Annotated in this window: 21 protein-coding genes and 2 pseudogenes; 8 read left to right on the top strand and 15 right to left on the bottom strand. The window is 66.0% G+C overall.

The genetic code is table 11. The features are described from left to right. Positions 1-5: 5 nt before the first annotated feature. Positions 6-725, bottom strand: a complete 720-nt coding sequence (locus ACT54L_RS18170) for a response regulator (protein WP_476087035.1) — start codon at positions 723-725, stop codon at positions 6-8. 258 nt (positions 726-983) lie between these two features. Between ACT54L_RS18170 and ACT54L_RS18175 the strand changes: the two genes are divergently transcribed. The 4 genes from ACT54L_RS18175 to ACT54L_RS18190 are packed head-to-tail and all read left to right on the top strand — an operon-like array spanning position 984 to position 4351. Further along, the gene (locus tag ACT54L_RS18175; protein WP_476087036.1) at positions 984-1256 is read left to right on the top strand and encodes a cysteine rich repeat-containing protein; all 273 of its coding nucleotides are present in this window, start codon (positions 984-986) and stop codon (positions 1254-1256) included. A gap of 34 nt (positions 1257-1290) precedes the next feature. After that, positions 1291-2493 carry an efflux RND transporter periplasmic adaptor subunit gene (locus tag ACT54L_RS18180; protein ID WP_476087037.1) on the top strand — a complete coding sequence of 401 codons (1203 nt, stop codon included), beginning with the start codon at positions 1291-1293 and terminating at the stop codon, positions 2491-2493. Beyond that, the gene (locus ACT54L_RS18185; protein WP_476087038.1) at positions 2490-3653 is read left to right on the top strand and encodes an ABC transporter permease; all 1164 of its coding nucleotides are present in this window, start codon (positions 2490-2492) and stop codon (positions 3651-3653) included. Before ACT54L_RS18180 ends, ACT54L_RS18185 begins: the two co-directional genes overlap by 4 nt. Then, positions 3650-4351 carry an ABC transporter ATP-binding protein gene (locus ACT54L_RS18190; RefSeq protein ID WP_476087039.1) on the top strand — a complete coding sequence of 234 codons (702 nt, stop codon included), beginning with the start codon at positions 3650-3652 and terminating at the stop codon, positions 4349-4351. The genes ACT54L_RS18185 and ACT54L_RS18190 overlap by 4 nt, the downstream gene beginning before the upstream one ends. 586 nt (positions 4352-4937) lie before the next feature. Here ACT54L_RS18190 and ACT54L_RS18195 read toward each other — a convergent pair. The 9 genes and pseudogenes from ACT54L_RS18195 to ACT54L_RS18235 all read right to left on the bottom strand — a co-directional run bounded on the left by ACT54L_RS18195 (position 4938) and on the right by ACT54L_RS18235 (position 17771). Beyond that, complete coding sequence (locus tag ACT54L_RS18195) at positions 4938-6392, bottom strand: arylsulfatase B (protein ID WP_476087040.1); 1455 nt, start codon at positions 6390-6392, stop codon at positions 4938-4940. 23 nt (positions 6393-6415) lie between these two features. Next, positions 6416-7417: pseudogene (locus tag ACT54L_RS18200) on the bottom strand (formylglycine-generating enzyme family protein). 770 nt (positions 7418-8187) lie between these two features. Next, positions 8188-8976 carry an ATP-binding cassette domain-containing protein gene (locus tag ACT54L_RS18205; RefSeq protein ID WP_476087041.1) on the bottom strand — a complete coding sequence of 263 codons (789 nt, stop codon included), beginning with the start codon at positions 8974-8976 and terminating at the stop codon, positions 8188-8190. Continuing rightward, on the bottom strand, positions 8973-10658 hold the full coding sequence (locus tag ACT54L_RS18210) for a cyclic peptide export ABC transporter (protein WP_476087042.1): 1686 nt from the start codon (positions 10656-10658) through the stop codon (positions 8973-8975). The genes ACT54L_RS18205 and ACT54L_RS18210 overlap by 4 nt, the downstream gene beginning before the upstream one ends. Next, positions 10655-12628: a Fe(3+)-hydroxamate ABC transporter permease FhuB gene (fhuB, locus tag ACT54L_RS18215; RefSeq protein ID WP_476087043.1), complete on the bottom strand. Its 1974-nt coding sequence runs from the start codon at positions 12626-12628 to the stop codon at positions 10655-10657. The genes ACT54L_RS18210 and fhuB overlap by 4 nt, the downstream gene beginning before the upstream one ends. Before the next feature lie 46 nt (positions 12629-12674). Beyond that, a complete protein-coding gene (locus ACT54L_RS18220; RefSeq protein WP_476087044.1) occupies positions 12675-13556 on the bottom strand; it encodes an ABC transporter substrate-binding protein in 882 nt (293 codons plus the stop codon). Positions 13557-13616: 60 nt separating this feature from the next. After that, entirely contained in the window at positions 13617-15923 is a 2307-nt protein-coding gene (locus tag ACT54L_RS18225) for a TonB-dependent siderophore receptor (protein ID WP_476087045.1), read from the bottom strand. Positions 15924-16161: 238 nt separating this feature from the next. Continuing rightward, positions 16162-17061 carry a FecR family protein gene (locus tag ACT54L_RS18230; RefSeq protein ID WP_476087046.1) on the bottom strand — a complete coding sequence of 300 codons (900 nt, stop codon included), beginning with the start codon at positions 17059-17061 and terminating at the stop codon, positions 16162-16164. A 155-nt stretch (positions 17062-17216) separates the two neighbouring features. After that, positions 17217-17771, bottom strand: a complete 555-nt coding sequence (locus ACT54L_RS18235) for a sigma-70 family RNA polymerase sigma factor (protein WP_476087047.1) — start codon at positions 17769-17771, stop codon at positions 17217-17219. Between the two features lie 294 nt (positions 17772-18065). Between ACT54L_RS18235 and ACT54L_RS18240 the strand changes: the two genes are divergently transcribed. After that, positions 18066-18698, top strand: coding sequence for a tyrosine-type recombinase/integrase (locus ACT54L_RS18240; RefSeq protein WP_476087048.1), 633 nt, complete (start codon positions 18066-18068; stop codon positions 18696-18698). Positions 18699-18858: 160 nt separating this feature from the next. Continuing rightward, complete coding sequence (locus ACT54L_RS18245) at positions 18859-19593, top strand: SDR family NAD(P)-dependent oxidoreductase (RefSeq protein ID WP_476087049.1); 735 nt, start codon at positions 18859-18861, stop codon at positions 19591-19593. A 410-nt stretch (positions 19594-20003) separates the two neighbouring features. Here the strand turns inward: ACT54L_RS18245 and ACT54L_RS18250 are convergent, their stop codons facing one another. From ACT54L_RS18250 to ACT54L_RS18260, 3 genes are all read right to left on the bottom strand, one after another. Then, on the bottom strand, positions 20004-21008 hold the full coding sequence (locus ACT54L_RS18250; protein ID WP_476087050.1) for an aldo/keto reductase: 1005 nt from the start codon (positions 21006-21008) through the stop codon (positions 20004-20006). 18 nt (positions 21009-21026) lie between these two features. After that, positions 21027-21323 carry a putative quinol monooxygenase gene (locus ACT54L_RS18255; protein WP_476087051.1) on the bottom strand — a complete coding sequence of 99 codons (297 nt, stop codon included), beginning with the start codon at positions 21321-21323 and terminating at the stop codon, positions 21027-21029. 82 nt (positions 21324-21405) lie between these two features. Next, a complete protein-coding gene (locus tag ACT54L_RS18260; RefSeq protein WP_476087052.1) occupies positions 21406-22200 on the bottom strand; it encodes a type 1 glutamine amidotransferase domain-containing protein in 795 nt (264 codons plus the stop codon). Positions 22201-22317: 117 nt separating this feature from the next. On the opposite strand from ACT54L_RS18260, the pseudogene ACT54L_RS18265 reads away from it, so the two are divergent. Continuing rightward, a pseudogene (locus tag ACT54L_RS18265) lies at positions 22318-22878 on the top strand (LysR family transcriptional regulator); the annotation flags it as partial. Between the two features lie 295 nt (positions 22879-23173). Here the strand turns inward: ACT54L_RS18265 and ACT54L_RS18270 are convergent. Together ACT54L_RS18270 and ACT54L_RS18275 are read right to left on the bottom strand one after the other, a co-directional pair. Then, a complete protein-coding gene (locus ACT54L_RS18270; RefSeq protein WP_476087053.1) occupies positions 23174-23962 on the bottom strand; it encodes an SDR family oxidoreductase in 789 nt (262 codons plus the stop codon). Then, positions 23959-24288 carry a nuclear transport factor 2 family protein gene (locus tag ACT54L_RS18275; RefSeq protein WP_476087054.1) on the bottom strand — a complete coding sequence of 110 codons (330 nt, stop codon included), beginning with the start codon at positions 24286-24288 and terminating at the stop codon, positions 23959-23961. Before ACT54L_RS18275 ends, ACT54L_RS18270 begins: the two co-directional genes overlap by 4 nt. A 66-nt stretch (positions 24289-24354) precedes the next feature. On the opposite strand from ACT54L_RS18275, the gene ACT54L_RS18280 reads away from it, so the two are divergent. After that, a complete protein-coding gene (locus ACT54L_RS18280) occupies positions 24355-25338 on the top strand; it encodes a LysR family transcriptional regulator (RefSeq protein ID WP_476087294.1) in 984 nt (327 codons plus the stop codon). Positions 25339-25804 lie beyond the last annotated feature (466 nt).

The raw sequence follows: 25804 nt of genomic DNA on the forward strand, positions 1-25804 counted from the left end.
GCCCTTCAGTCCTCGTGCACTTCAGCCGAAAACAGGTAGCCGACATTGCGCACGGTGGTGATCGGCTGCTCAGCCTCGCCGATGCAGTGGGACAACTTGCCCCGCAGGCGCGAGACGGTGACATCGATGGTGCGATCGAACGGGTCGCCGCCGGAGCGACCGCGCGTCCAGTCAAGCAACTGGTCGCGCGAGAGCACGCGGCCGGGTCGCTCGAGAAAGCAGCTCAGCAGGTCGAACTCCGCGGTGGTAAGATTCACGCGCAGCCCGTCCTTGTCCAACACCGTGCGCGCATCGAGGTCGGCGACCAGCCCTGCGAAACGCCGCCGCCGCCGCTCCGGAACGCCGATGGACAGGGGGCCGGCGGCACGGCGCAGCAGGGCGCGGATCCGCGCCAGCAATTCGCGTGGATTGAACGGCTTCCCCAGATAATCGTCGGCGCCGATTTCCAATCCGACGATGCGGTCGATGTCGTCATGCTTGGCCGTGAGCATCAGGATCGGAACCCGGCTCTTCGTCCTCAGCCGACGGCAGATCGAAAAGCCATCCTCGCCCGGTAGCATGATGTCGAGGATGATGAGGTCTGGCACGCCGCGCATCAGCGCCCGGTCCATCAGGGCGCCGCTGCCGACCGCCTCGACATCGTAGCCCTCGCCGCCGAGGAAATCGACGAGCAGGCTGCGAATGTCGCGGTCGTCCTCGACCAGAAGCACTCTTGCGGCTGTCATCCCGATGGCATGACAGCGACGTCGGAGCGACGCAAGGCGTACCGCAGGCGCCGATACAAACTGCAACAAAATGCCCGGGCGCCGAGACACGGCCGCAAAACGCCGCGGCAATAGTTGCCACCGTCGCCGAGCGCACCACACCCGTTCCCGGCGGCACGGCAGGCGTGAGCCTACCGCCATGGAGCCCGTCACGGTCGGCCGCCCCCCAACCGGGCGGGCTCCATGACCCTGCCCAACTCCGCCAAAGGAGCCGACATCATGGATCGTGCGTTCATCCCCCGTACTGGACTTGCGCTGGCGTGCGCCGCCCTGCTGGGCACCCCGCTTTCCGGAGCTGCATTGGCGCAGACCCTTTCGGGTGCACAGGCACAGGCTGTCCGCGCCGCCTGCGAGACGGATATCCGCACCACCTGCCCGGGCGTGCAGCCGGGCGGCGGGCGCATCCTCCAGTGCATCAAGGCAAATCCCGACAAGATCTCCCAGCCCTGCAAGGACGCTCTCGCCGCGGCCAAGACCACACCCACCCAGTGACCCGCCTCGCAATCCTTTCCCCGGATATTGTGTCATGAACCTGCGGCCCGGCGTCGACCCGTTCCTGTCGCTCGAGGCACCTCTCCCGCGTCCACGCCGTCACCGTGGGGTTCGGCTAGCCGTTCTCGCGGCGGTGGTTCTGGGGATCGGGTTGGTCGGCCTCCGTTATTTCTATCCGCATACAGTGGAGGGAGAGGTTCTGCGGCCGGACGTGCTGGAGGTGGAAATTCAGGGGGCCGGCACATTGACAGCCTTGACCGAGGCCAGTGTCGGGAGTCGCATCCAGGCCCGCATCGCCGAACTCGCCGTCGACCGGAACGATGTGGTCACCAAGGGCGACATACTGGCCCGCCTTGCCTTCGACGACCTCAGCGGGGATCTCGACGCCGCCGAGGCCAGTGCACATGCCGCCGCGCGCGCCGTGGGCGCTGCGCAAGCCGAGCGCGACCGCGCCATCGCGACGCTGGAAAAGGCACGCGCAACGCATGAAAGACAGGTCGCGTTGATGGCCAAGGGGGTCGTCAGCGAGGCAGGTCTGGAAGACGCGCTCGCGAACCGCCGTCAGGCTGAAGCCGACCTCACGCGCGCCGGCCGCGCCGTCGAACAGGCCGAGGCGGAGCGCGATGCCGCGACCGCCCGCTTTGCCGTTGCTCGCGTGAAGCTTGACGACAGCGTCCTGCGGGCGCCGATTTCCGGCGTGGTGGTGTCGCGCGCGCGCCATGCGGGCGAGGTGATGACCCCGGGCACCGAGCTCCTGCACCTTGTCGATCCGAATAGCCTTGTGCTGACCGCGCGGCTGGATGAGAGCGCCATATCCACCGTCCTGCCCGGACAGGCGGCTCAGGTGACCTTCACCCGACCTGAGCACCCGATCTCCGGACACGTCCTCAGGCTTGGTCGCGAGGTCGACCAGGAGACGAGGGAATTCGAGATCGACATTGCGCTTGATGCGCTTCCGACCAACTGGGCGCTTGGCCAGCGCGCTATGGCGCGCATCATCATCGAGAGACGCGGCCCGGTAGTGACCGTGCCAACGTCTTTCCTCGTCTGGCGTGACGGGCGGCCCGGCGTGTGGGTCGCATCTCGCGCGCGTGCGCGTTGGCGGGAGGTGACGCTCGGTGAGACCGGGGGGAAGCGCGTCGAGATCCGGCGCGGCCTCGACGCCGGCCAGGAACTCCTCAAACCCGGCGACATCTACCCCTTTATGCGCGTGCGCCTTGCCGGTCCCGCCACATGAATCTGGCGCTGAAAGATACGGTGCACGCCCCGACCCGTTTCGCGCTGACAGCGCTCGGAGTGGCCTTTCTCGTCATGGCGGTGATCGGCATGACCGGCCTCTATCGCGGCATCGTCGAGGACGCCCTCCTGATCCTCGACAGGATCGACGCCGATCTCTGGGTCGTCCAGGGCGAGCGCGCCGGCCCCTTCGCGGAAGGTTCGGCAGTGGCATCCGACATGGACCGGCGCGTCGAGGGCGTGCCGGGTGTCGCGGATGTGCGACGCTTCACCCAGTTCAGCCAGCAGTTCAGCTTCGCTGGCGCCTCGCGCCGCGCAACGGTGACCGGCGTTGACGTGCCGCGCGACGATGGACGCTGGTTGCGGCTGGTCGAGGGTCGCTGGCTCGGGGGCAGCCGCTACGAGGCCGTGGCCGATGCGAGCACCGGCCTCAAGGTCGGCGACCGGATGCAGCTCGCGCGCGACGTCTACACTATTGTCGGCCTTACGTGGCAGATGGTGGATTCGGCCGGTGACGGACTGCTGTTTGTCGGCATCAACGACGCGGCTGTCATCGCCCGACGCCGCACATCGGAGGAAATCCATCTCGCGCGCGCGGCCGGGACAGGCGCCGCCGCCGTCAGCGCCGACTCAAGCTCGGTGGCGCAGGAGAGCAAGATCTCCGCCGTGCTGGTCCGCCTCGATCCAGCCGCCGACGCCGCGCGCGTGATCGCCGCCATGGAGCGCTGGGGCGATGTCCGGGTCATGACTACCGGCGAGCAGCGTGACCTGATGCTCAATGCCCGGCTGTGGAAGTTGCGCCTCCAGATCCTGACCTTCACCGGGATGATCCTCGTCATCACTGCCATCGTGGTGTCCCTCATCGTCTACACGATGACCATCGAGAAGCGGCACGAGATCGCGCTGCTCAAGCTGATGGGCGCCCGCGAGAGCATCGTTGTCGGCCTCATCGGCCAGCAGGCCGCGCTCATCGGCATCGTCGGCTATGTGTTTGCCATTGCCCTGGCCTGGATGATCTTCCCGCTGTTCCCGCGCCGCGTGGTGATGCTGCCGTCCGATCTTGCGCAGATCGCGCTCGCCCTCACCCTGGTCTGCGCCGCTGCGGCCTGGGTGGGAATCGCGCGAGCCTCGCGCATCAGTGCGCGGGAGGTGCTGTCATGAGCGATGGGCTCGTGCTCTCGGTTCGCGATCTCTCGCGGCACTACGTCACCAGCGCAGGCGTGGTGCGCGCGCTTGACGGGGTATCGCTGGACGTCGCCGCCGGCGAGCTGGTTGGCATCTTTGGGCCCAGCGGGTCAGGCAAGAGCACGTTTCTCATGCTGGCCGGTCTGCTGGAGAACCCGACCTCCGGCGAGGTCTGGCTCGGGGGCGAGCGTGTCTCTCACGCCTTCGCCGACCTCGACGTGCTGCGCGAGACGCGGCGAAAGCGTATCGGCTTCGTGTTCCAGAAGGCGAACCTGATCCCGTTCCTTTCGGCGGTGGAGAATGTTGCGCTGAGCCTCGAACTCACCGATATTGCCCCTGCTGATGCCCGTGCCCATGGATATCGGCTGCTCGCCGCGCTTGACCTCGCACACCGCGCCGACCACCTGCCGGCGAAGCTGTCGGGTGGCGAGCAACAGCGCGTCGCGGTGGCGCGGGCGCTCGCCAATGCGCCACCCCTCATCCTCGCCGACGAACCCACGGCCGCGCTCGACAGCGTACGCGGCCGGCAGGTGATGGAAATCTTTCGACGCATCGCCGGCAAGCGGGGGACAGCCGTGCTGGTGATCACGCATGATCCGCGTTCAACCGACCTCTTCGACCGCATCATCCACTTCGAGGACGGGCGGATGTGCGCGGAGAAAGAGAAGAGGTGATGAAGCCGCGACGCATGGAGGGCGGCTCTGGGGGCCTCGAGATTCGGACCATGCACGAAGCGACCATGTCGGGCTCGTGGTCGGAGCCACACGTTCGCTCGGCTTGGGCGCCGCCGATGATTTTCTGAACGTTAGGTCGTCGCAGCCTTTGGCACCAGCAAGTGAGGACGTGGGTTTTGTTCGCCGTACCGAGGTGGAGGCAAGTTCTGGGACCGAACGCTCCAAACTCGCCTGAGGATCAGATTCGGGGGGCTGGGCACATCAGATCGCCAGAAAGCAGACGTTCGAGACGTCGGCTAGAGGGCCGTTCCGGCCTCGGACATTCGTCTGCGACGTGTCAGCTTCTTGTGTGAAATCCTCACTAGCAGACCGTCATCTTCCGGCCCCGGAGCCGTCTGTCAGCAAAGCGCCGCCATCTCAGCCGTTCGCCTGACAATTAAGACTTCTCGGAAGGCGACATTGCTTATGGAGCCGCCGAAAGGCAGTGGATTTCTCCGGAGTGTGTGTTCACCCCCCCGTGCCCTCCGCTCCAATCCCAAACTGGGGACGCCCAAGGCTTCCGCCGCCGTGTCGAAGACGAGAGGGCTCACCGGGGCGTTGTCGGCGGCGCCGACAGTGTCAGCCGATGGGCGGTTGCCGGTTGCAGGGGCTCGGCCATGACGCGGGCGAGGTCGAGCACACGTGCGGTGAGCGCGGCCACCTTGTCGGGGTAGTCCGCGGCAAGATCGGTGGTCTCGCTCGGATCCTTGGAGAGGTCGAAAAGCTCGACCTTGGGCGGCAGGTCTACCTTCCAGACGAGCTTCCAGTTGCCCTCGCGCACGGCGCCCTGGCTCGGCTCGACATTGTAGACCACCTCGTCGCGGCCTGCCTGTCCGGCCGCGAGCGTCGGCCACATGTCGATGCCGTCCAGCCTCTTGCTATGGCCAAGGCCCGCGCCGGCGAGTCCGGCCAGTGTCGGCAGCATATCCACCACATGCATCACCCCAGGGCGCGTGCCGGGTGCGATGCGGCCGGGCCAGTTGGCCAGCGCGGCCACGCGCGTGCCGCCCTCATAGAGCGTGCCCTTGCCGTCGCGCAGCGGTACGTTGCTCGCTGGCAGGTCGCCGCTCACATCTCCTTCGCCGACGAATTTCTTATTGCGCGTGCCGCCATTGTCACTGTGGAACACGATCAGCGTGTTCTCGCGCAGGCCCCGCGCTTCCAGTGCCGCCACCACCTTTCCGATCTGGTCGTCCATGGCGGTGATCATCGCCGCATAAATGCGCCGCTGGGGGTCGGCGATGCCCGCATACATGTCGACATAGGATTGCGGCGCCTGAAAGGGCGTGTGCGGGGCGGTGAATGCCAGATAGAGGAAGAGCGGTGCCTTCGGGTCATGCGCCCCGATCAGTCGCACAGCCTCGGCGCCAAGCAGTTCGGTGTCATAACCGTCCTCCACCACCATCTCATTGTCGCGGTACCAGTCCGTGATGCCATGCGCCTGGTGCTTGAAATGGTCGATCTCGCCCAAGAGCGGGCCGTAGAAGCTGTCGAAGCCGCGCTGGCGCGGCCAGTATTTCCGGTCGGCATGGCCAAGGTGCCATTTGCCCACAAGCGCGGTGCGGTAGCCAGCCTCGTTTAGTGTCTGCGGCAGCAGGAACTCGTCGGTCGCGAGGCCGTAGTCGCCGCCGGAGGGGATTACGGCGGTCTGCAGGCCGTAGCGCAGGGGGTAGCGCCCGGTCATCAGCGCCGCGCGCGTCGGCGTGCACATGGGCTGGGTATAGAAATGGCCGAGTGCCGCGCCGCTGGCGGCCAGCGCGTCGAGGTTCGGCGTTTTGATGTCCGAGCCGCGGAAGCCGACATCGGCGGAGCCGAGATCATCCGCCATGATGTAGAGAATGTGTGGGCGTGGCGCGCCACCCGTGCCTTGCGCCCAAGCGCCCGTGGCGAACAGCGGCAGGCCGGAGACGGCCGCGAGCAGGCTCGCGCTGCCGGCGAGCACCTCGCGCCGGCTCGGTTCTGCGGGGCGTTCCGGCGTTGGGTGAATTGCGGCATGGGTCACGGCGGTTCTCCGGAAGCAGAATTTTATGAGGTTGTTGAACGGCGAATGCAGCGGAAGCCGATATGCACCGAGGCGGTATCGACCGTCTGCGGTTGGCGGGCGGCGGGACGGTAGCGTCGACAATAGCTGGGCGCGCACAGGTGCGAGCCGCCCTTTAGCACCTTGCGCGGTGCCGGTCCGCCGGGCGCCAGCGGATCGAGGCTCTCCTCCCACCGAGCGCCGCGCGGGTTGCGCGGAAGGCAGCATGGCTTGGTGGACGGCGCGGTGTCGGCGTGGTTCCGCTGGAGGTGGCGCGGGGCGTACCAGTCATCGGTCCACTCCCACACATTGCCGATCATGTCGTGAAGGCCGAAGCCATTCGGCGGGAAAGCAGCGACCGGCGAGGTGCCGACATAGCCGTCTTCCGCCAGGTTCTCGTGCGGGAACGCGCCCTGCCAGGTATTGGCGAGGTGAACGCCACCCGGCGCCAGTTCCTCGCCCCAGGCGAAGTCCATGCCGTCGAGCCCGCCACGCGCAGCGAACTCCCATTCCGCCTCACTCGGCAATTCCTTGCCGCGCCAGCGCGCATAGGCGCGTGCATCGTCATGGCAGACGTGAACGACGGGATGATCCTCGCGACCGGAGAGGTCACTGCCGGGTCCTTGCGGATGGCGCCAATCGGCGCCCGGCACAAAGCGCCACCAGCGCGTTCAATCCTCCCGCCCGCCCGCCTCCCCAGGCGGCGTGAAGACGAGTGAACCCGGCACCAGAAGGTGCGGATCAGCGCCGGGATAGTCCTCGCGGCACGGCGCCCGCTCCGCCAGCGTTAAATGGCCAGTGGCGGCGACGAAATCGGAGAAGGCGCAATTGGTGACGGGGGTGCGGTCGATGAAGAAACCGTCCAAGGCCACGCGATGCGCGGGGGCTTCCTCTGGGTAGTGGCGATCCGAGCCCATGGTGAAGCTGCCGGCACGTATCCACACCATTTCGGCTTCCGTTGGCAAGCCGGGATCGGCTCCGCTTCGGATGGTGTGGCCCCCCCGCATGCGGGCTTCTCCCGTCTGCGCGCCGCGGCATTAACAAGGATTCTCGAGCCGGTGCGTACCGCATCAAATTACCGGTAAATCCATCCGGCGCAAATCCGATCTCGCCCTCGCGCCGCGCGCCGGAAGCCGCATTCCGATCCGGTGAGAAGCCGGCGCCGCGCCATTATCGTGCCGCCTCGTCTCAAGGGACTTTCGGCACGGCACAAGCTATGTGGCAGGCAGCCCAAAGCCGATATTTGTGAGGTGGCGCACGGCGGCAGATTACCTCGCTCAGAGGCTTCACTAACCGCCGAGCGAGGGCTCACCCTTTATCGAACAAAGGTCCGCTACTTGGCCTCGTCTGCTTAGAAGCCACCATTCCGCAAACGGCCCCGGAGCTGCGGTAAGCAAAGCGCCGCCATTCTGGTCGTTGATTGCGTAACGGGCGGGTTCCATGAGCGGACATCAACGCGTTGGGACGCGTCGGTACCTTCGCGCCATCACCAGACTTAAGACGCCTGTTCGAAAGACGATATTCCCACGCATCCACGCAATGAATCTATAAGCTCCGCGTCTTTGTTGAGAAGCTCCGCCCCTTTTTTGACTTCCCGCCCCTGCCAGATCGCGCCGTAGTTGATCCGAGCGGATTGGCCTTGAAGACCGCGGACTTGTCACAGATGTTGTTCTTCGACCCTAGGGACGGGGCAGACAGCCTGCTGCATCAGGGCGCGCCGTTCGAAGGCGGCGATTACAGTCACGGGGTCTACATGTTGGCCTGACGTGTCGCCCTGTCAGTGCGCAAAGGCGAGCGGCGCGGCGCCTGGCCGGCGCGGGATCACGTCCATGGCTATGCCGTAGATCATCTCCAGGGTATCGGCGGTCATGATATGGCCCGGCGTGCCGCGCGCGATGAGCTGACCGGCGCGCAGCGCGAGGATCTCGTCACAGAAGCGCGCAGCCATGTTCACGTCGTGCAGCACCACCACCACGGCGAGCCCGCGCTCCGCGGCCAGACGATGCACCAGCGAGAGCACTTCCATCTGGTGAGCTATATCGAGGGCCGAGATGGGCTCGTCGAGCAGCAGGCATTCGGCGTCCTGCGCCACCAGCATGGCGATGAAGGCACGCTGGCGTTCGCCGCCCGACAGCGTGTCGACAAGCCGGTCCGCAAACGCCTCCATTCCGGTGAGCGCAATGGCCTCGGCGACCTTCTCCCGGTCGGCGGCCGAGAACCGGCCGAGCGCCCCGTGCCAAGGATAGCGGCCGAGCGCCACCAGTTCACGCACCAGAAGTCCCTGTGCCGGTGGCGTCTGCTGCGGCAGATAGGCAACCTTGCGGGCAAAGGGACGATGCCCCCATTCGGCGAGCGCCTTGCCCGCCAACCTCAAGGCGCCGCCCGATGGCGGCTGCTGGCGGGCGAGCAGCTTCAGCAGGGTAGACTTGCCCGAACCGTTGTGCCCGATCAGGCCGACCACGCGCCGGGCGGGAATATTCAAGGTCAGGGGCTCAAGCAGCACGCGGCCGGCGACAGCGTAGGTCACGTCTTGAAGGGTGAACAGGTCGCTCGTTTCGGTCGTCATGGCGCGTTCTCCAATCCCATTCCCGGCCGGTCGGCCCGCGTGTCCTCGACGATGCGGCCTCCCGCCATGCGGACGATGCGGTCGGCCAGGTGGAAATAGCGGTCGTCATGGCTGACCACGATCAGCGTGCGGCCTTCGCGCTTCAGCTCCGGCAGAAGGTCTTCGTAAAACAGGCGGCGGAAATCCGGGTCCTGGTCGGCCGCCCATTCATCGGTGATCAGGATCGGCCGGCGCTCAAGAATCGCCTCCACCAGGGCAAGGCGCTTCCTCTGGCCCGTCGAAAGATCCGTCGTCGAAAAGCGACTGCCCTCGAGCGAGACCTTGCCGGCGAGGCCGAAGCGTTCCAGGAGCGCGCGCGCTGCGCCCTCTTCCAGGTCGCAGGCGACTTTATCGAACAGGAAGTAGTCCGAGAAGATGGGGCTGAACAATTGTCGGTAGTCGTCCCTGCGTTCCGCCGTTACTGCCACGCCGTCCCGAAGCACAGCGCCGGAGGACGGCGCATAGAGACCAAGCAGCAGCTTGACCAGCGTCGTCTTTCCCGAGCCGTTGGCGCCGACGATGAAGACCAGCTCGCCGCGCTCAAGGTGCAGGTCCAGCGGACCAAGGGCGAAGGGCGTGCCGCCTTGCGTGGGCGGGAAACGGTAGGTCATCGCCACAAGGCTGATGCTCGTGAAGGTCGCTGGCGCTTTGTCCGCCGGCCTTGCGAGCGTGAGCTCCGGCTCGCTATCGGTCAGCGTCAGGGAGAGCTGTGCGATGCGCCCCAGCGCGATACGCGCCTGGTCGAACATGGGCAGGGCGGAGCCGAGAAGCTCCATGGGGCCGCGCACATAGAGCAGGACGATCACCGCTCCGCTTAGGGCAACGCTGTCCATGCCCAGCACGCCATGCGCCGCGATCAGCAGGCCGATAAGGACAAAGACGCCCCCTGTGCCGATGGCGTCCGCCACCCAGTAGAGGGTCATGGCGCGGCTCTTGTGCGTGCAGATGAGGTCAGCGGCACCGCCCAGCCGCGCGCCGAACACCAGGGCCCGGCGTGGCTGGTGGAGCTTCAGCTCCTTGGCCCCGTCGATAATGGCGCGATATTGCCGGTGGAGGTCATCCTGCGCGTGGCGCACGGCCTCGTAATCCTTGATCCAGCGACGCTGGGCGAAACGCTTGGACGCCGCGCCGAACCCAAGGAAGACCATCGCCATCACGCATGCGGCGGGGGACAGGGCTGCCAGATAGCCGATGCTGCCCAATGTCACGGCCAGCGCGATGGCATAGCCCGACATGTTGAAGGTGAAGGCCGAGACGGTATCCACATCTGTGGTGAGGACGGCCATGAGCCGGTGGCTGCGATACTCTTCCAGCTTGGCGATGGGCGCCCTCAGGATCCGGGCGGAAATGTCCTTGCGCAACGCCGCGATGAGCTTCTGCCCCAGCATGCTGTTGAGTCCCCCCGCAAGGGCGCTCCCCCCCAGGCTCAGCACGCACAAGGCGCTGAACGCTGCGATGAAGGCGCCCCCCTCGCCCGAAGGGGCATGCAGGGCGCGATTGACCGTGGAGAGCAGCCAAGGCGTGGCGAGTCCGCCGCAGAGGCCGGCCATGGTGGCAAGAACGAGCAGCCGCCAGAGCGGCGCCAGAAGCTGGCCGGCATGCAGGAGAACGGCACGAGCCGAGAGCGGCGGGTCCGTGCTCATGGACGCGCCGCTCCCGATTTTCTTGCCAGGGCGACGAGGAGATAGGGGCAGCCGAGGCCGGCGGCGACGAGGCCGGCGGGAATTTCGTAGGGAAAGGCCAGGGTGCGGCCAAGCCAGTCCGCGGTGAGCATCACCAGGGCGCCGCACAATGCAGCGCCTGCGATCTGCGGAAACGGCGACCTTAATCCGAGCAGTCTTGCCATGTGAGGCGCCATCAGGCCGGCAAAGCTGAAAGGGCCGATGGCGAGCGTTGCCGCTGCCGTCGCGATTGCGGCGAAGATGAGCAGAATGAGCCGGCTCCCCGTCAGTGGAAGCCCAAGGCTTCTGGATGTCGCTTCGCCGAGCGGCAGGATCAGGAGCCAACGGGCCAACAGTGGGGTTGCCGCCATGACTGTGGCCGCCATCGCAAGGACGGCGAGAGCGTCTTGTGGCGTGGCGTCGATGGTGGACCCGGCCATCCAGGACAGAAGGCCGGTGAGACGCGGATCGCCGCTCGCCACGAGGGCGGTGGCGAGGGCGCCGAATGCGGTGGCGATCGCCACGCCCAGGAGCAGCATGCGCTCGGGCGCGGCGCCGGTCCGTCGCGCAAAGGCGAGCAGCAGTAGCAGCGCAAGCGCCGCGCCCAATGCCGCAGCGAGAAAGCGGTCGCCGGCGTCGGGGGCAGGAATGAGCAGCGTCGCGGCGATCATGCCGAGGCCGGCGGCCGGCGCGACCCCCAGCACCTCGGGGCTCGCCAATGGGTTGCCTGTGAGCCGCTGGAGCGCCACTCCCGCCACGGCCAGCAGAAAACCGGCCCCGCTGGCCGCCATCAGGCGCGGCCATCGCCAGGGCAGCAGGGCGTCGAGCGCCGCCCCGGTATCAAAAGTCCAACCCGCCGGGCCGCGTCCGAAATGCACGGCAACGGACGCCGCCACCACCACGGCCACCGCAAGCCCGGCGACGCGGGCGGTCGGGCGCGCGGCCCGCGGGCCGTCCGCGTCCAGGCTGGGGGTGTTGCCGCTGGGAGCAGGCCGCCGCCGCATCATCCACAGCAGGACGGGAGCGCCGATCAGCGCCGTGAGGGTGCCTGTGGGAAGGGACGGCAGCCAGGGAGAAAGGGCCAGCACGCTTTGGTCCGCCGCGAGCAGAAGGCCAGCGCCGAGCACGGGAGCAAGCCAGATCCGGACGGAGAGGCGGCGCCCGCCCGCATGGCGCGCCAGAGCGGGAGCGGCGAGGCCGACGAAGCCGATCACCCCCACCGCGCTCACGACGCACGCGGCAAGGGCAGCGGCGATGGCGAGCACAAGAAGGCGGCTTGCGGCCACAGGGATGCCGAGACCGCGCGCGGTCGCTTCGTCGAGGGCCAGAAGGGCCATGGGCCGGATCAGTGCCCAGGCGGCGACGGCCAGGAACGGAAGCCGCTCCGCCAGGAAGAGCGCCGGGCCCCAGCCATTTTGCGCCATCACGCCCGTGCTCCAGATCGCCACGGACACGAGGTAGTCATGGTTGAGAATATCGAGGATCGCCTCGGCCGCCCCCGCGAACAGGGATACGATCAGGCCCGCCAATATGACCGTGACGGACGAGAAGCCCCGGCCCAGTCCGAGCAGCAGGACCACACACAGGCAAGCCGTGCTGCCCGCGAGGCACACCCATTCCCGGCCAATGGAAAGCAGCCCAGGCGCATACAGCGTCGCCAGGGCCAGGGCGAGTTGGGCCCCGGCCGAAACGCCCAGGGTGGTTGGTTCCGCCAGGGGATTGAGCAGGACCTCCTGGAACAGGACCCCCGACAAAGCGAGCATCGCCCCGGCCAGCAGCGCAACGGTGATGCGCGGCAGATCCACATAGAGAAAAAGGGCGGCCGTCATGTCGCCCCGCCCCGCCGCCGCGATGACGTGGCCGAATGTGCTCGGGGAGAGGTTCTGTCCGAGCCGCGCGGCCGAAACCGCCAGCACCATGGCGACCAGCAGGAGCACGGTGCCGGCTGCCACACCGGCGCCGGCCCACCCGGGCGAAGTCTTCCGTATGACGGGGACGTCAACCATTTACGCCCCTTTCCAGCCCCGCTGCGAGCGCCTCGGCGAAGCGGGTGGCGCTGGGCAGGGCTCCGAAGCCCCACACGCCCCTGATCCGGACCACACGCCCCGCTCGGACCGCCGGCAGCAGCCCGAAGAGTTCGCCGGCAAGCAGGCCGCGGGCGGCGGGCGCACCGGCGGGATCGATCAGCACCAGGCGCGCCTCAGGATCATCGGCAAGCCGTTCGATGCCGACCCGCGTGCCACCCCACAGCAAATTGGGAGCGCCCCGCCACGCATTCTTGAGCCCGAGACGCGAAAGCACCGCCTGAAACAGACTGCCCGTCGAGAACAGGCTGATGATGTTTCCGTCGAGGATTTGGGCGAGATAAAGCGGCCGTCCGTCATAGCTGGCGAGCCGCGTCCGGGCGTCTTCGATCTTTCGATCGCAGGCGGCGATAAGGCCTTCGGCCCGATCGGCACATGAGAGGAGGCCGCCAATGTGCCGCGTGGCGGCCCCGGCATTGGCATAGGCGTCGTCCTTGCCGGTAAAAATGGTGACGCTGTCGACCCGAGCGGCCCGTTCAAGGCCCCTGCGCAGGTGCTGTTGCCAGGCCTGGATCAGGATCAGGTCTGGCTCCAGCGCCACCAGCGCCTCCATGCTCGGTGCGCCCTGGAGCCCAACGTCGGCGCAACCTTTCGGCGTCGCCGGCTGCGTGATCAAGGCATTGTAGCCCGGGATCTCGGCCGCCCCGACCGGGCGGATGCCCATGGCGTAAAGCGTCTCGGCGACGCCCCAGTTGAGCGCCACCACCGGCCGGTCGAGCCAGGCTTCGGCGCGGGCTGCGCGTGGCATCAGCAGGCCGCCGCCCATCGCCATCAGCGCTTGGCGGCGGTCCATCATTCCCGCGCGAGGCGGGGGAACGGGTGCCGGATCGGACCGTCTCGCGCGCATGGGGTGGACTCACCACCTGTAGGTGATGGAGCCGACGACCGTCCGCCTGAGGCCGTAATAGCAGAAATAGACGCTGTCACAGGTGGCGACATAGGTGGTGTCGAGCAGGTTCTTGGCGTTCAGCGCGAACCGCCAATTGTCCCTGTCGTAATGGATGGCGGCGTCCCACAGCAGGTTCGCGGGCAAGGCGAGCGTATTGGCATTGTCGCCGAAACGTTCGCCCACATAGCGGAAGCCAGCGCCGGCGCCGAGGCCCCGGAAATCACCGTCCTGGAGGGTCTTGTCGAGCCAAAGGCTCGCCATGTTGGCGGGCACGTCCTTCGGCACGTTGCCGACATTGCCAAGGCCGTCGGCGGTGATCTCCGCGTCGTTGTAGGTATAGGCGGCGACCAGCTTCAGCCCCGCGCCAAGATTGCCCACCGCCGAGGCCTCGATGCCCCGGATGCGCACCGCGCCGATCTGCGCGACATTGTAGGGATTGCTCGGGGTCGGAGACAAAGTCGTCAAGTTGTTCTGTTCAAGGTTGAAGGCAGCCAGCGTCAGGAAGATCTGCGAGCCCGGCGGCTGATACTTCACACCGACCTCGTACTGGGTGCCGGTGGTCGGCACCAACGGAGTGCCGTTTGAATCGACGCCGATGACCGGCTGGAACGAGGTCGAATAGCTGACATAAGGCGCGATGCCATTGTCGAACTCGTAGACAAGGCCGGCGCGCCAGGTGAAGGCGGAATCGTCCTGGCGAAGCGTGGTGGCGGCCAGCATGTCGGTGGTGTCGGTCTGCGCCCAGTCCTGCCGTCCGCCCACCGTCAGGGTCCAGCGGTTCCACTTGATCTGGTCCTGGGCATAGAGGCCGGTCTGGTTCAGCGTGTCGCTGGTGGCGAAATCCACCGCCGGCAAGGTGTAGGGCTGACCATAGACCGGGAACAACACATTGAGCGGCGAGGCGGAGCCGTCCTGCTCGACCCAGGTGTCGTGGGAGTGGAAGTAGTCGAGACCCACCAGCAATTTGTGAGCAAGGCCAAAGGTCTGGAACTCGGCCTGCGCCTGGTTGTCCACGGCGAAATTCTGCTGGTCGGCGTTGGCGGCCAGGGTCCAGCGGTTGAGCTCCAGCGGATTGCCGGCCACATAGCCCGCAGTGCCGATCTGCTGCACCTGTACGCTCGCATCGGAGTAACGCAGGTTCTGTCGCACGGTCCAGATGTCGTTGAAGCGGTGCTCGAAATTGTAGCCGATGGAATAGCTGCTGCGCTCGATCTTGTTCAAATCGGGCTCGCCGGTGAAAAGGCTCGTCGAAATCTTGCCGAACGAAGCGGGATAGAGCGTTCCGAGGGCCGGCAGGTTCTGAGCGAGCACGCCGTCGTTGGAATGGCCGACATTGGCGAGAATGGTGAGCGTGGTGTTGTCGTCCGGGGCGAACGTCACGGACGGGGCGAAGAAGTAGCGTTCGGAGTTGACCTGGTCGACCTGCGTCTCGCTGTTGCGATAAAGGCCGGTGAAACGGTAAAGCACCGTCCCGTCCTTGTTGGCCGGGCCGCCGAAGTCGGCCGCCACCTGTCCGCCCGCCGGCCACAGGCCGTCCACCTCGATTTCGCCGAAGGCGGTTTCGGTGGGGCGCTTCGATACCGCGGCCACGATGCCGCCGGGAATGTTTTGTCCGTAAAGCACCGACGAGGGGCCGCGCAGCACTTCGATGCGCTCAAGGGAATAGGGATCGACGTAAGGGGAAAGCAGCGTGTAGCGGCTGATGGTCGGCAGGCCGTCGAGGAAGGGCATGCTGCCCTGGAAGCCGCGGATCATGAAGCGGTCGAACCTGAGGTCGGTGCCGCCATATTCTTCGGCAAGGACGCCGGGCGTATACCGCAGCGCTTCGCCGACGGTCTGTGTCGCCTGGCTCTTCATCTGGTCCTGCGTGACCACAGAGATCGACTGCGGGATCTCGATCAGCGGCGTGTCGGTCTTGGAACCCGTGAGGGTCTGCGTGGCGAGGAAGCCGACGCCTGGCCCGATTGGCGATTGCGCGTCCGCCTGGACTTCGACGGGATCGAGCGCGATTGCGCCGCCGGCAAATGCGACACCGTTGTCCGCAGAGGCGCCCGGGCGGGCGACGACCAGGGTTTTGCCGGACAGATGCGCGACCAACCCGGTACCCACGAGCATCCGCTCGGCGCCAGCTTCGGCCGTCATGGTGCCGGACACACCTTGCGTGGTCAGGTTCGCCGCAACCGAGGGGATGTAGCTGACCTGGACACCCGCCTGCCGCCCGAAGGCCACAAGGGCGGCCGTGACGCTGCCCGCCGGAATGGAGAAGGAAATCACCCGGCCCGTTGTCGCTGTCGCTGTAGCTGTCGCCGTCGGAGACTGTGCCCATGCGCTTGCGCATGTCGCCACCGATAGCGCCGCTGATGCAGCAATGGCGCATCGCCGGGCCCTGCTGTGCTTTGAACCCATTCCCCCGTCCCCGTCGCATCGCGGATGGCCCGCGCCCCGTGGCGCGTGCTCCTGTGAATGCTCGACGGATCAGGGCGCGGAATTTCTCCTGCCGCGTGGAAAAAAATCAGATGCTCGAGAGCACGGTGAGCCAGGGGGAGATGTGCCGGACTTTGCCACCATAGGGCTTGACCACCGCTTCCAGGGCGGCGTCCGGGTCGTTGAGGTCAAACAGGCCGCTCACCGGCGCTGACGCAAGGCCGGGATCGGCGATGAGCACACGCCCGCGATGCCACCGGGCAATCTGGGCCACCACATTTTCGATCGTGTCCTGGTCGGCGGTGACGAGGTTTTGCCGCCATGCGCCCACCTGCGCCGGATCCCCGCGCCCGCGCCGCACGGAGTGGTTGCCGGTCTCCACCGAGAGCCAGTCGCCGGCCCCCAGCGTCCCCCACGGGGCGGCGCCGTCGATTGCGATCCACACGCGTCCTTCCTCGACGGCCGCGCGGCTGACGCCCGCATTGCGCGCCACCTCGAAACGCGTTCCCACGGCCGTTGCGGTGAGGCCGACGGTGGCGACGACGAAGGGGCGCGCAGAATCCTTCGCCACGTTGCACATGATCATTCCCTCCAAGAGCGTGATCCGGCGTTCCGAAGGGGCGAGCGTCACTGCGATCGCGCTGTCCGGCCCGAGGGATAGGAGGCTGCCATCAGCAAGCGGGACCTCGCGAACTTCGGCAACGCCCGTGATGATGTCCGCGCGCCATCCCCGCCACAGCCGTGGCCCCGACAGCGCCCCCGCGCCCAGCAATGCCATGAGGCCGAGCCCCAGCGTGACCTGACGGCGGCTGAGCCGCCCGGGCCGCTGTCGACGGTCGGCGCCGACCGCAACGCCGGTGACGCGGAACACACGCTTGGCTTCGTCCCACGCCGCGCGGTGCTCCCTGCTGAGGGAACAGAACCGCCGGATCGCCGCGCGCGCCGCCTCGTCGTCCGGCCGTTCGTGCCAGACCAGCAGCAGCGCCATCGCTTCGGTCCAGAGGTCGTCATTTTCCCCAGACATTAAGGCACCCGCAGCAGCATCTTTGAGGAGGCGCGGCGGCTGAGACCGTCAAGACGCCCACCTCTCCTTATCAACGACGATCGATCCGGGGAAATTTCTCATGCTGTGCTGAACCGGCGTCACTCGATCCCGGCGGCGCGCAGTCCGTCGCGGATTCGGCGATAGCCGTCCATCACCAGCCGGCCGGCGTGAGCGGTCGAGATCGAGAGTTCCACCGCGATCTGGGCCAGCGTCATCTCGCCAAGACGGTGCATCTGGAAGGCACGCTGGGTTCGCTCCGGCATCGCGGCAAGGATTTTCAGGGTCTGAACCAGCGCGTCCCGATCGGCCACGACGGTCTCGGGGGAGGGGCTGGCATCGGCCAGATCGAAGATGGCTGCCTCCTCCAGGCTCGACATCCGGGCCTCCCGCCGGCGATGATCGAGAGCGAGATTTTGCGCGATACGTGTAAGGTAGGCGACCTGGTCCCGGATGGACGCGTCCGCCTCCTTGCCGATCAGGGTGACGAAGCTGTCGTGCACGAGGTCTTCGGCCGTCGAACTGTTTCGGACGATCCGCTGGATGACGCGCGCAAGCTGCCCTTTCTCAGAGAGATAAAGTCCGGCCATGTTGCTTGCGCGGGTCATCGTGATGCTGCTCGTGAACGTTGTTTCCAGAGGATGTCCAAGCAGCATGGACACAGATCCACACCAAAGCAACGCCTATAGTTTTTAATTCCTACAGTTCGAGATCGTTAATGGTTCGATCGAGGGCTCCGCGATTGGTTCGATCGAGGGCTTCGCGATCGGCATGCTTCCGATTTTCCTGCCAGCTTAACTTGGTACTTTATCTCGTTTTGAAGCGCGCCCCGTTTTTGAGGTACATTCCGTCGATTGTCGAGGCGGAAGCCGCCGTTCAGCTGGCGGCCCCTGTGCGCTTGGAGCCCACGACGTTTCTCAATCGGCCCAAAAAGGCCAAGGAGAACTCACATGGGCCATTCTAAATTTGACGATGCCAGCCGCGAGCGCGCAGCTTGGAAAGCTGGAAAGCTGGTCGGCACCAAGCGTCCGCTCACCCAGAAACAGATCTGGGCAATGCGATTTTTCCTTGATCGGGAAAGACGCATTCGTGACCGGGCGCTGTTCGATCTGGCCATCGACAGCAAGCTGCGCGGCTGCGACCTGGTCAAGATCAAGATTCGTGACGTGGTCACCGGCCAGGCGATCAGGACGCGCGCGATTGTCGTGCAGCAGAAGACGGGGCGGCCGGTCCAGTTCGAGATCACCAGCGACGTGCGAGCGAGCCTGCTGGCCTGGCTGGAACGGCGCGGCGGCACCGTTGAGGATTATGCCTTTCCCAGCCGCATCGATCCCGCTGATCACATGAGCACAAGGCAGTATGCTCGCCTCGTCGACGAGTGGGTTACCGCGATTGGCCTGCGCCAAGAGGAATATGGCACTCACTCGCTCCGTCGCACGAAGGCGTCCATGATCTACAAGGCGACGGACAACATCCGCGCCATCCAGATCTTGCTCGGTCACTCCAAGATCGAGAACACGGTCCGATATCTTGGTGTCGACGTGGAGGATGCGCTGCTTCTGGCGGAGCGGACGGAAATCTGAGGTTGAGCGGCCATCCGAGGCAGCGCGGATGGCCGCTTTGACGCGCAGGATATGTTGCCTGGCCGTCGTCCTGGGGGTGGGGAGCGGACTGACGGCTTTTGGTCGCGAATTCATGATAAGAGGACTTCGTTCTTTGCAGCGGTCAGTCTAGGTAGCGTCAATGCGTGGCAGGAAGATTGTCATTACGGGAGCAGGTCGAGGACTCGGTCGGGCTCTGTCCATCGTGGCTGCGTCTCGAGGTGCCATTCCGATACTTCTAGGGCGCTCCTCCGCCATGCTGCAAGAAGTCGTTGAAGTCATTATTGGCAACGGCGCACCACAAGTCGATAGCTTTGTCTGTGACTTGTCCAGCCCTCAATCCATTCATGCCGCGGCGAACCAAATCGCGGCGTTGCATCCCGACATCGACATACTGGTCAACAACGGGGCGCAGTTCACATCCGGAAGCTTGCAAGATCACACAGACGAACAAATCATGACCGTGGTGAACTCGGCAGTTACCGGCACCATGATGCTGACCCGACGGCTTCTGCCCTTGCTGAAGGCTCGGGCGCGCGCGGATATCCATAACGTCGTTTCGATGTCTGGTCTGCAATATGCTAGGTTTGTTGGCGCCTCGCTTCCATTCAGGGCAGCGAAGGCCGCGCAAGATGGATTTACGCAAGGCTTGGTGGAGGAGCTGGCAGGAACCTCCGTGCGGATCACATCGATATATCCGGGCGTCATTGAGGATGTATCGCCGACAATGGCGGAATGGAACAGGACACGTGAGGCAGGGGAAGCCCTTTCGAATAAGGACGTGGTTGAAACCATGCTCTACGCTCTGTCCGCACCTGCAAACGTGTCGCTGCGGCAAATCGTGATCGAGCGTAGCCGTTCTGATTTCCTACTGTAGCTGTGGTTGTCAGCCCACTCGGCAGCGCTCCCTTGTCAACGACTGATCATCGTCTGCTTTTGAGGCGCTTCGAATGTTGAGTAGATGACCGAAACGGGGTCGGGTCCAGAAGGGCCGCTACACTGCATTCGCTGCCGGATAGCTGACAGTCTGCCACCGGCCCCGAAGCCGCCTGTCAGCAAAGCGCCCCGTATCAGCCGTAGAGATTACAGTCGCGGTTTCTTGAAAGCGGACTTTGCCGCTTGTCGCGTTGGAAGTCGTGGTGTTTTCAGACAGAGATTTTGCCAAGTGCGTGTATGCGTGGCCCGTATGGGACCGTCAGCGGCCAGTCGCGACCGGTTGATGGGCGCGAGGCGCCGAATGGCATCCGGAAGCCTCGCGCTCCCGGGCCATCCGAAGCATGCCACGGCTCAAACAGGCAGCGGAGCGGCAGAGCTGACGAGACCGGCCGCGCGAAGCTCCTGCCAGAACGCGGCCGGGACCGCTTCGGCAAGAGCCGCGGTGTCCTCTGCGATGCGCTGCGGACGGCTCGCCCCTGGAATGACTGCGGCGACAGCCGGGTGTGCAAGCGAGAACTGCAGGCCCGCGGCCTTCATGCTGACGCCATGCCGGTCGGCGATCGCCTTGATAGCGGCGACCTTTGCGAGAATGGCGGGCGTTGCCGGCGCATATTCGAAGTTCGCGCCGCCGACGAGGGCACCGGAGCTGTAGGGACCGCCGACGACGATCCCGACGCCGCGCTCCACCGCCTTCGGCATCAGCCGCTGCAGGGCGTGATCGTGATCCAATAGCGTGTAGCGGCCGGCAAGCAGCGAACCGTCGGGACGCGGCCCGTCCAGGTCGAGCAGCAGCTCGATCGCCTCGACGCGATTGACGCCCAGGCCCCAGGCCCGGATGACACCTTCGTCGCGGAGCCTGTCCAGCACGCTGAAGGCGCCCGTGCGAGCCTCCTCGAACTTCGACAGCCACGCATCCCCATAGAAGTCCTGCGCGACGTCGTGGACCCAGACGATATCGATGCGGTCGGTCTTGAGGCGCTTCAGGCTGTGCTCGATGGAGCGCAAGGTGGCGTCGGCCGTGTAGTCGTTGACGACCTTGTTGGGACGGCCATGGGCAAAGACATCGCCTTTTTCGCCATTGTCGCGCGGGGCATCGTCGATCTCGTCGAGCACGATACGCCCGACCTTGGTGCTGATGACGTAGCCGTCGCGCGGCTTGTCCTTGAGCGCCTCGCCCATGCGGAGCTCGGCGAGGCCGGCGCCATAGAAGGGGGCGTTGTCGAAGTATCGGATGCCATCGGCCCAAGCGGCCTCGACGGTGGCGAGCGCCTCGTCCTCGGGAATGGCGCGGAACATGTTGCCGAGCGGAGCCGCGCCGAAGCCGATGCCGGATGTGAGGATGTCCTTGAGTGCCATGGGGGTGATCCTTGCCGGTCAGGCGACGTCGCGGGCGGCAAGCACGAAGGCCGTGCGCTCCGCGAGATCAGGAATGGTTTGAAGATAGGTCTGGAAGTGGGCGGTGGCGCGGTGGGCGGCGACGGCGTCCGGGTTCTGGTAGAGTTCGTCCAGAACGAAACATCCGGGTTTGTCCGCGTCCACCCAGAGGTCGTAGCGCAGATTGCCGGGCTCGGCGCGCGAGGGCGACAGCATCTCCTGCAGAAGGTTTTCGATCGCCTCGGCCTGGCCGGGCCGCGCCTCCAGGATCGCGACGATCTTCACTGTGTCGGACATGGGTCGGTGTCTCCGATGTCGGGGGGGAAGGGCGGCGGGGCGTGATCTCAGCGCCCCGCCGGTCATCCGCGTCGCCATCCGCTCAGCCGCGGCGCGCGTCGAGCGCGGCGACGAGAGCCCGGGAGATCGGGTGATCCGAGCGCGGGTTCTGGCCGGTGATGAGTTCGCGGTCGATGACGACGTTCGGCTCAAAGTCGACCTCGGTCGTCTTGACCTGTCCGCCTGCAGCAGTCAGCGCCCTCGGCATGTCGAAATACATCTTCGCGTGCAGGATATGATCCTCGACCACCTTCTCTTCGGTCGCCGAAAAGATCGTCATCCGGTAGCCGCGATAGCTCCAGTCCTTCGCCCATTCGCGGGCCTTGGCATCGTCACCGGCGATCAGGGCAGCGCGGAAGGCGCGCGGATCCGGCATCGCTGCGGCGAGCGCGATCGGCCCGTGGCAGAGCAGCGCAGTCGGCTTCCCAGCCTGGTGGAAGTGATTGAGGATGAACCCCACCTCAGGGTCCTGCATCAGGTCGACCACCGGGGCCTGGCCACCGGGGAAAAAGACGCCGTCGAAGGCATCGAGCCCGTCGGCGATGACGGCGCCAAGAGGGCGAGGCCGGTTCATGGCCGGGTTTGCGTCGAAGTAGCGACGGGCGGCGTCATAAGCCGACTGGTCATTCTCGAAGTGCGCGGCGGCGTCGGAAACTGGGTCGATCGTCGGCTTCTCGCCAGTGGGCGTGGCCAGAACGACCTCATACCCGGCAGCCTCCAGCGCCATGGCGGGGACCACCGTCTCGTTGAGATACTGCCCGGTCGCGCCCCATCGATTGCCCTGCACCTCGATGCGGGTGGCGTTGGAGCCGACTATCAGAACCTTGCCCTTGCTCATCTTGCTCTCCTGTCTGTCGGTCGCGTCCGCGGTCCGGACAGGAATGAGATGCGCATCTCTAAGCCATTCTAGAAGTTTATTTCTTGGATTATAGATATAGCGTAGGAGATATGACTGATGCGCTACGATCTCAACCTCCTGCCGATCTTCGTTGCCCTGATGGAGGATCGGAACGTGACGCGCGCCGCGGAGCGGCTCGGCATGACGCAGCCCTCCCTCTCCAATGCGCTCTCGCGGCTTCGCGTCATGCTGAAGGACCCGCTGTTCGTCCGCGAGCGATACGGGATCCAGCCGACCGAGATCGCGCTCACGCTCGCGCCGGTGATCGCCGACGCGCTGGCGCGCCTCGACGATGCGGTTCTTGGCCAGCAGGACTTCCAGCCGGCGCAGGCCGAGCGCGTCTTCACGATCGCACCCAACGGCTATGTCGAATTTGTCATCGTGCCGGCTCTGGTGGCGCGCTTGACGGAGGTGGCGCCGGGCATCCGGCTGCGGCTGACACCCTACGGCGCCGATCTCGCCGAGACGGGTGTCACCTCAGGAACGACCGCGCTGGTCCTCGGCCGCATCGGCGATCCACCGGACAATCTCGTCGTCCAGCACCTGATAGACGAGGGGCTCGATTGCGTCGTGCGTGCCCGCCACGGTCGGCGCCCGGTCGCTATCTCGAGACGCAGAAAACGCTGGCGCTGGTGGGCTGCCCGGCGGTCTGGCTTGCCGGTGCCACGACCACCCGCGAGATCGCCAAGCAGACCTTGGCGCGAGGGCGGACCCGGCGGACGCCAACAGGGGGAAGAGGCGCGCGGCGTTGGAGAAGCCCGAGCGCCTTTGAGGCCATCGCGCGGGAATGGTTCCTGAGGAGACGGCCCGCCTGGGGCGCCTCCTCCTCGCGGCGCCTTATGAGCCGGCAGCTCGCTCATGGTGAGCGCAGCGACGAGGTTGAGAGCCGGGGGCCACCGACAGGCCCCCGTGGTCAGATGGTGGGGACGGTGCCGCCGTCGATCACAAACTCGGCGCCGTGGAGCGAGGCGGCGCGATCCGACGCCACGTAGGCGATGAGGTCGGCGACCTCGTGGGGTTCGGCGGCGCGCCCGATGGAGATCCCGCCCAGGCTGTCGAGGATGACCTGCCGCGCCTCCTCGATCGTGCCGCCATTGGCGGCCTTGAGACGCTTCAGCAGGTCGACGGAGGATTCGGTCATGATCCAGCCGGGGGAGACGACGTTGACCCTCACCCCCTTCGGGCCCAGTTCCTTGGAGATCGACTTGGAGTAGGTCCGCAGGGCGGCCTTGGCGGCAGCATAAGCGGTCGTTGCCTCGGGAAGGGGAAGCACCGACTGGATGGAGGTGACGTGCACCACCGCGCCGGCGGCCCGTTCGATCATCTGTGGAATCAAGAGGCGATCGAGACGGACCGTGGCCAGAAGATTGAGGTTCAGCTCGGAAAGCCAATGATGGTCGGTCAGGGCGGCAAAGCCACCCCCCGGTGCGGCCGACCCTCCGAGCACGTGGGCGAGAATGTCGATGCCCCCCAGACGATCGAGCGCCGCCCTCGCAAGGGCTTCGCCGCCCGCAGCCGTCGTCAGGTCCGTCTGGACATACTCGACGCCATCCATGGGCTCCAGCGGCCCTCGGGCGGACGTAATGACCCGGGCGCCACCAGCCAGGAAACGGTTGACGGTGGCGCGGCCCAACCCCTTGGTGCCGCCGCTGACGAGCACGCGCTTTCCCGCGAACTCGATCGGATCAACCTTGATGGTCATGCCGTGATCTCCAGGGTCTTGATGGCGTTGTCTTCGAGCGTGAAGCGGTAGGTGAAGCGGATCGGGCTGCCCTTGAAATCGCCATGGGCCGGGCCTTCGACCACGACCAGGCTGTCCTCGTGACGCACGGCGTCCGGCGTGAAGATCGCCTTCACCGGGATCACCGCGTCTTCGAGCAAGGCTCTTATCCCGGCGTGGCCCTCGTGACGGCCTCCATCGGCGAAAAGGACGGCATCGGGCGTGAAAGGGGCCAGCATGTCGTCCACGTCCAGGCGGGCGTTCGCGGCCACATACGCGGCGATCGGGGATGGAAGGGCGAGTGTCATTGTCTGTCCTGCATGAGGCGGCGGCCGTCGTGGCAGCTGCAAATGCGCCTGCCAGCCAACGTAGCGATGGACAGGTGGCGCGATAATCAGGACAGTCCGGGATGTTTCATTGCGAAGAGCGGGATAATGGCTCAGAGCAGCCTGACGGAATTGGACGCCGTTCTTATGGTGGCCCGCCGGGGCAAGTTCCGCACGGCTGCGCTTGAGCTCGGGGTGTCCACCACCGCGCTCAGCAATGCCGTCGGCAAGCTGGAGCGCACGCTGGGTGTCCGGCTTTTCAACCGCACGACGCGAAGTGTCTCCCTCACCGAAGCCGGCCGAACGTTCGTCGCGAAGATCGCTCCTGCGGTGCAGGACATTCGCGAGGCAATGGAAGGGGCGCGCTCCCAACAGGCCACAGCTTCAGGCACGTTGCGCATCAACGCCTTTCCGACAGCGGCACGGGAAATCTTCCCTTGGCTCGTCCTGCCGTTTCTGCGCATGCACCCTCAAGTGCACATCGACCTCGTCACGGAGGGGCGCCTGGTGGACATTGTGGCGGGCGGCTTCGATTTCGGCGTCCGCAGCTCTGGCCTTGTCCCGGTCGACATGATCGCGCTCCCCTTGGGGCGCCCTCGGCGCAATGTGGTGGTTGCGACGCCGAGCTATCTGGAAGCGCACGGGACCCCCATGATCCCCCAGGATCTCGCCGGGCATGCTTGCCTTCGCGTTCGGCTTCCCGATGGCGCGATCTACCGGTGGCCGTTCGAGAAGGATGGGCAATCCATCCAAATGGACGTCGAGGGCGCCATCACCCTCGATGAAGCGAGCCTCGCGCGCACGGCGGCCCTCGCCCATGTCGGCCTCACCCTGGCCATGGAGTCCGATGTGCGAGACGACATCGAGGCGGGCCGCCTTGTGCGCGTGCTCGAAGACTGGACCCTCACCTTGCCACCCTTGAGCCTTTATTATCCGAACCGGCGCAATCCAACCGCCGCGTTCAAGGCGTTCATCGATTTCGCGCGTCGGCACAATGGGGCCAGCGATGCCCCGATGCCCCCCGCAGGCTGAGTTGCGCCAGCAGCGGACGTTCGCCGGGCGTGGACATTCGATGGGGGGCCGCAAATGGATCAAGCCTCCCCCCGTGCGCGGATGCGGCGGCGCTGCATGCCCATGTTGCCACTAGGCGGAACGGGCCATGCCCACCGCCGCGATGCCGGCCACCGGGCCGGACCAGGCGAAATTGCGGTTGATGACGAAAACACCATTGCCGGCCGCGCCGGGCAGGAGATTGTCGGCGGGAACGCGGGCATTGTCGAAGGTGACGAGGGCGTTAGAGGCGGTACGGTGCCCTCCTTGTTGTGAAATTCATAGGAGATGCCGGGCGTTCCGCGTTCCACCGCGATGGCGGAGAGGCCTTTGGTCCCGGCCTTGACCGTCGCCTCCCCCGTCATGGTTCCACCCTCTCAGGCTTTGGCGCCCTGGCAAAGCCGGGGCGGTCCAGTCATTGCGGCAGAATGCCTGGAGGAAGGGGCGG

The organism is Aquabacter sp. DMC10 (genome assembly GCF_056314145.1).

What these genes read in the sequence shown, in the direction of transcription:
- ACT54L_RS18170 (WP_476087035.1), bottom strand. Translation starts at nt 725, where the DNA reads ATGACAGCCGCAAGAGTGCTTCTGGTCGAGGACGACCGCGACATTCGC.
- ACT54L_RS18175 (WP_476087036.1), top strand. Translation starts at nt 984, where the DNA reads ATGGATCGTGCGTTCATCCCCCGTACTGGACTTGCGCTGGCGTGCGCC.
- ACT54L_RS18180 (WP_476087037.1), top strand. Translation starts at nt 1,291, where the DNA reads ATGAACCTGCGGCCCGGCGTCGACCCGTTCCTGTCGCTCGAGGCACCT.
- ACT54L_RS18185 (WP_476087038.1), top strand. Translation starts at nt 2,490, where the DNA reads ATGAATCTGGCGCTGAAAGATACGGTGCACGCCCCGACCCGTTTCGCG.
- ACT54L_RS18190 (WP_476087039.1), top strand. Translation starts at nt 3,650, where the DNA reads ATGAGCGATGGGCTCGTGCTCTCGGTTCGCGATCTCTCGCGGCACTAC.
- ACT54L_RS18205 (WP_476087041.1), bottom strand. Translation starts at nt 8,976, where the DNA reads ATGACGACCGAAACGAGCGACCTGTTCACCCTTCAAGACGTGACCTAC.
- ACT54L_RS18210 (WP_476087042.1), bottom strand. Translation starts at nt 10,658, where the DNA reads ATGAGCACGGACCCGCCGCTCTCGGCTCGTGCCGTTCTCCTGCATGCC.
- ACT54L_RS18220 (WP_476087044.1), bottom strand. Translation starts at nt 13,556, where the DNA reads ATGATGGACCGCCGCCAAGCGCTGATGGCGATGGGCGGCGGCCTGCTG.
- ACT54L_RS18230 (WP_476087046.1), bottom strand. Translation starts at nt 17,061, where the DNA reads ATGGCGCTGCTGCTGGTCTGGCACGAACGGCCGGACGACGAGGCGGCG.
- ACT54L_RS18235 (WP_476087047.1), bottom strand. Translation starts at nt 17,771, where the DNA reads ATGCTGCTTGGACATCCTCTGGAAACAACGTTCACGAGCAGCATCACG.
- ACT54L_RS18240 (WP_476087048.1), top strand. Translation starts at nt 18,066, where the DNA reads ATGGGCCATTCTAAATTTGACGATGCCAGCCGCGAGCGCGCAGCTTGG.
- ACT54L_RS18245 (WP_476087049.1), top strand. Translation starts at nt 18,859, where the DNA reads ATGCGTGGCAGGAAGATTGTCATTACGGGAGCAGGTCGAGGACTCGGT.
- ACT54L_RS18250 (WP_476087050.1), bottom strand. Translation starts at nt 21,008, where the DNA reads ATGGCACTCAAGGACATCCTCACATCCGGCATCGGCTTCGGCGCGGCT.
- ACT54L_RS18255 (WP_476087051.1), bottom strand. Translation starts at nt 21,323, where the DNA reads ATGTCCGACACAGTGAAGATCGTCGCGATCCTGGAGGCGCGGCCCGGC.
- ACT54L_RS18260 (WP_476087052.1), bottom strand. Translation starts at nt 22,200, where the DNA reads ATGAGCAAGGGCAAGGTTCTGATAGTCGGCTCCAACGCCACCCGCATC.
- ACT54L_RS18270 (WP_476087053.1), bottom strand. Translation starts at nt 23,962, where the DNA reads ATGACCATCAAGGTTGATCCGATCGAGTTCGCGGGAAAGCGCGTGCTC.
- ACT54L_RS18275 (WP_476087054.1), bottom strand. Translation starts at nt 24,288, where the DNA reads ATGACACTCGCCCTTCCATCCCCGATCGCCGCGTATGTGGCCGCGAAC.
- ACT54L_RS18280 (WP_476087294.1), top strand. Translation starts at nt 24,355, where the DNA reads ATGGACAGGTGGCGCGATAATCAGGACAGTCCGGGATGTTTCATTGCG.